The sequence below is a fragment of the Rhizobacter sp. P3_C12 genome (assembly GCF_056402735.1).
In genome coordinates, this window is sequence record NZ_JBFUGW010000385.1 from 1 (window position 1) to 4,600 (window position 4,600).

Here is a 4,600-nt window from a genome sequence, read left to right on the forward strand (position 1 = left end):
ACCGGGCCCGTTCAGCTTGCCGCTCTGGTCCGCCTTGAGCCAGTTGTGCAGCGTCTGATCAGCCACGCCCAGCACCTTCGACACCACCGCCAGGCTCTGCCCACCCTTGACCATCCGCACCGCCTCAAGCTTGAATTCCAGCGTGTAGCGCGCTCTCTTTGCCTTCGTCACTTTCGTTCTCCTTGCCTGGATTGAACCACTCAGCAAGGGATACGGATTCCGCGGGCAAGGTCAGTTTCGAGTCCGACCCCGCCCAGTCGTCCGTCAGCCTTTTCCTTGTACTTTGCTGTTGCGACCACGAGAATGAGGTCGGCGTCGTGAATGCCCACCTCCATGAAAAGGTGCTTGTCAACCAAGGCATCCAGGTCGTAGCCATCCCAGGTGACATGGACTTCCTGTATCTCCTCCAGCGTGTTCGCCAGCTTTTTAACCCAAGCTTTGTGCAGTGGGTCGTCCCAGCTGTAGGAGAYGAATATTTTGATCTTTTCCATTGTGTGCTCCTCTTGGGCGCCAGCAAAGCCGCCAGTTGCTGGCACGCGTCCTGAGTTCTGTGCGGCAGGTCCTCCATGCTCAACTTTGTCGTCTTGTGTCGGATCAACTGGCGGTGGAAGCGCCGAGAACTCGGCCGCTGTGATCGTGTGCACGCGATTGCGTCGCGCGGTGCGGCGATCAGCTTGCCGTCCAGGCCTACTGACTTGCGTCGGGTTGTCCTAGGGGCCTCGCCTGCGGAACCACGGGCGGTGGAGAAGGGAACTGCGCTCCGGCCGACGCTAGTCCACCCCGTGCACGGTAGACGGCCAGCGTGGCAGCGATCACCTCCTGGCACAAGGGCAACACCTTCGCAAAGGCAGCCTCCGCTTGCGCCGAAATACTGGTGCGGCTCGCATACGAGACCAAGAGCGCCGAACACGAGTCGGTTAAATGTCCCTTGTTCACGACGGTCTGCACGATGTCAGTGGTGGCGCGCGCAAGGACTTCCGCAGTGTCCTTGCTGACGCCATAGCGGCCTGTCGACGTAGAGAACTGGCCGGCGCTACCAGCACTTGCGTTTGCGGAAGTGATGGCGGCGCTTCCGAGCTTCTCGATCTCCTTCGTGTTCGTCTGCGCCTTCTCGAGCGTCACCTTGGCATCGCTTGCGGCGCCTTCCTTCTTCTTAAATTCGTCCGAGGCAGTCTTGAGCGCAGTCGTCGCCTTGTCGGCTGCGACCTGGTTCTCGTCCTCGCGCAGAGCCTTCAGCTGCGCGGTGAATTGATCAACTTTTCCTTGCGCGACGTCGACCGCATTGCCAGCCGGAGCAGCAGCAGCATCCTTTGCTTTCTGAAGATCGCCCGTTGCCTTGGTGAGGTCGTTCTCCTGCGCTGCGAGACCTGTTGTCGCGGTGGCCTCCGCGTCCGTCGCAGTCTTGAGATCCGTCGTCAGTTTGTCAATGCTCGTCTGATCTGGAGGGGCTGTCGCCTTGGCGGCATCGAGCTTGGCCTTCGTCGCTACTGTCACTTCATGAAGCCCCGCCAGCTTCTTCGCGGCGGCATCGCGCCGGCTGATGAGGCCGCTAACGTTGGTCTCTTGCCCAACGACGGCACTGCGGAGCGCGAGGCGCGAGGCAATCGCCGTCTCCAGGTCGTCCTCCGCTGTCTTCAGTTTCGGCGTCAATGAGTCGATCAGTTGCTGCGTCGGCTTGGCCTTCTGTTTGGCGACCGCCGCTTCGGACGTCTTGGTGTCCACCAGCTTCTTCTGCATGTCGAGATCCGACTGCGCGCTATCGGCGGCCCTCTTCTTAGCGTCCTCGTCTGCCCTAGCCTTGTCCAATTCCCTCTGGGTATCGTTAATCGCGGCAGCCGCACTAGCGCTGGAGTTCGTATTGAGCACGACTTGCTGAGCGACCACGGCACCGGTCAGCTGCTCGATAGCTAGCACGCCCAGCGAAAGGTCCTGCGACCTCTTGAGGAGCTGAATGACGTCCTCCTTCGGCAGCGCGCCGTTGAAGTAGAGCTCGCATATGCGGTAGAGCGCGTCGCGCATCAGCGTGATTGACTGCGTGCGCAGGCCGATACTTCCAGAACTCGCCGAAAAAGCTTGGGCGATGGACGCGGCGTCCTTGGACAACGTTCCATATCCAGCACCAAGCGATGCGGCATACGCCTGCATCGCGTCAGGGGAAGGTTCAGCGCACACCCAACCTTGATTGTTCGCGACGGCCACACGCTGCACGGCGTCGAGGTGCACGGCTTTGCCGTCATGCGGCAAGGAAGTTTGCCTGTCGACGGTGCTGAGATTGGCACAGCCGCACAGGGCCCATGCGAAGACTACCAACGAACTCCAACGGCCCATCTTGCTCATACCGACCTCCATCTCCCTCGCCTATTCGCCGTCCGATTGAACTCGATTGACGCTTGCTCCATACCGATGAATACCCCGATCCGTCATCAGATCAGAGGATGACCTCTTGGCGCGAGGCTCCGACTTCAAGGTAGAGGATGTCAGAGCCCGAGGTGACGTATCAACGCAGCCAGATCGGGCCGACTTCCGATGTTCTGAATTTCCGGAGCACCCGGCCTTGCGACTTGCAGTGACCCGGTGGCCCTGAGCGCGGATCGGAGATCGGACGACTGCAGTACCGAATGACCTGCCCTGGCGACACCCTGTAGGCAGGCGACCACGCCGGCCACGATGGGCGAGGCACTGGAGGTGCCGCTGAACTGGYGCGTATACCAATAGTCCTCGTCCGCCGCATCCTGAATGTCGGTGTAGAAGTCGCCATATCCAGTGGTGAGTACGCCGCGACCCCAGCCTTGACAGTCCACGCGTCGACCCCAGTTCGAGAAGTCCAAGCGCGAACGATCCGGGCCGTAGGCGCCGCTCGGTGGCGCTCCTGCGCCCACCACGATAGCGCCCGAGTCCACGCCCCCCGACAGAGGGTTGCACCAAGCGGCCGGAAAGTTCGGACCTGGAGTGTTGTAAAGCGGAGCGTCGAGATCCTCGGCGCCGTTCCCAGCTGCCTCGACGACCGCAATGCCCTTTGCGATGGCGCCCTGGATGGCCAAGAGGTCGTCAGGCCACCACTCCACCGCGATGTATCCCAATTGGTCGAGTCGCTGAGCGTAGGCGAACCGTGGACCCGGCCTGTGCATCTCCAGCAGGAGAACGTCGCCGGCAGATAAGAGGCCGGTTGCGATCTCGATCGCCTTGGAACTTCCCAGCCCGCGATGGGAGACACTGCTCAGGATCGCATTGGGACAGATGCCGCAGACGCCCGCACTATCCGCGTCGCCTCCGAGCTCGCCAAGAACCGCCGTGCCGTGATCGCGCCACGATACTTCAGGGTACTGCGTGCCTGCGAGCAGTCCACCCGAATTGACTAGCAGGTCGGTGTGCGTGAAACGCCATCCTCCTTCAATGTCAACTACGCGGACACCGTCCCCTCTTCCTCCTGGCCGCAACGAGGCGGCGCCGACGTCGACGCCCTGAGGTGCTGCGTCCAAGTAGGTCTGAAGGATCCTGAAGTCGCTGGGGCGGACGCCCGGCATCTCCACCTCTGGAATATCGGGAGGCGCCGCCGGCGCGAGCGGATTCTCCACACCGGGTTTCCAATAGGCGGTCTCGACCCCGGGCAAGGAGCGCAACTCGTCCAACGCCGATTCGATACTGCGGCCCTCTGTGGTGCTGGAGAAGTAGCGCGCCTTCTCCACCCGAATCGCGCGCTGGCGACCGGACTCGCCCGCACGTTCGACGCGCTCCAGCGCCAAGGCCGCGTGCGACGACAGGGGGCGCAACGAGAGCCCCTCAAGTCCGCCGGAGCTCATTCGGTCAGCAACTATCGCGCGCGCGCCGGCCGTTGCATCCGGGTGGAAAGCGACAACGAGTTCGCCTGCTGAGGAGTCCATTGCGCTCTCCTTTTCCTCTCGATATGCCCGCGTAGGAGCAACTGCCGGAGCGTCGCCTCATTGTGCGCGTTCCCGTGTCGGAATATGCCGCGAAAGCGAGGCTGCTCGTTCATCAAAACTATCTATGCACGAGCCGGGCGATCCGCCCCTTGGAGAGATCGCGCACCAGTTTTCTCATGGGGATGCACGGCAGGTCCGTTTGCAGCACCTTCGACACCGATCTGCCACACAGAGCCCCCCGCTTCAGCGAAGGACGGCTTCGCGACCGAGACCGGACAGCGCTCGCGTCAAGGGTGCCAAGACTCGCTCGCGGGGAACGTCGCAGCTAACCGTCACTCGCAGCGAGCGCCGATGAAGGTCGCCGTTCGACCGAAGCTGTCGATCTGCGGCCAGACCGGAGCGACCGCAACCAGTCGGAAGCGTCAAGCGAACGCAAGGACAATCTCGCCAAACCTCGTCGTGTATCGCGGAGAGCGCCGCTCCTGCTTGCCAACTGAGGCATGCGTTCCGCGCCCCTGCTGAGCGCTGGCAATGCGAACTGCTCCTTTGCCGAATCGATGGTTTAGTGCATCCAGTGCCCCCATCAACTGCGACCGGTCGCGTGCCACTTCCGCCGGCAACGTCGGCTCGTCAACTGCGAAGAGGTCGAGCTCACCTTGTCGGGCACCTCCGTCATGCAGGTCCACCAGCATGACGCCGGCCTTCACGTAGTTGAAGCC

5 protein-coding genes are annotated in these 4,600 nt (G+C 62.2%); all 5 read right to left on the reverse strand.

The genetic code is table 11. The annotated features are described in order from the left end of the window. Positions 1 to 171 (reverse strand): transposase (locus AC1DXV_RS31580; protein ID WP_477937448.1); only part of this gene is annotated, 171 nt, incomplete at its 3' end. A 29-nt stretch (positions 172 to 200) separates the two neighbouring features. Next, positions 201 to 491, reverse strand: coding sequence for an SEFIR domain-containing protein (locus tag AC1DXV_RS31585; RefSeq protein ID WP_477937442.1), 291 nt, complete (start codon positions 489 to 491; stop codon positions 201 to 203). A gap of 196 nt (positions 492 to 687) precedes the next feature. Further along, positions 688 to 2,337, reverse strand: a complete 1,650-nt coding sequence (locus tag AC1DXV_RS31590; protein WP_477867878.1) for a hypothetical protein — start codon at positions 2,335 to 2,337, stop codon at positions 688 to 690. 140 nt (positions 2,338 to 2,477) lie between these two features. Further along, positions 2,478 to 3,881 carry a S8 family serine peptidase gene (locus AC1DXV_RS31595; protein ID WP_477937444.1) on the reverse strand — a complete coding sequence of 468 codons (1,404 nt, stop codon included), beginning with the start codon at positions 3,879 to 3,881 and terminating at the stop codon, positions 2,478 to 2,480. A gap of 422 nt (positions 3,882 to 4,303) precedes the next feature. Then, on the reverse strand, positions 4,304 to 4,600 hold a 297-nt coding region (locus AC1DXV_RS31600), incomplete at its 5' end, for a DUF4113 domain-containing protein (protein ID WP_477937446.1).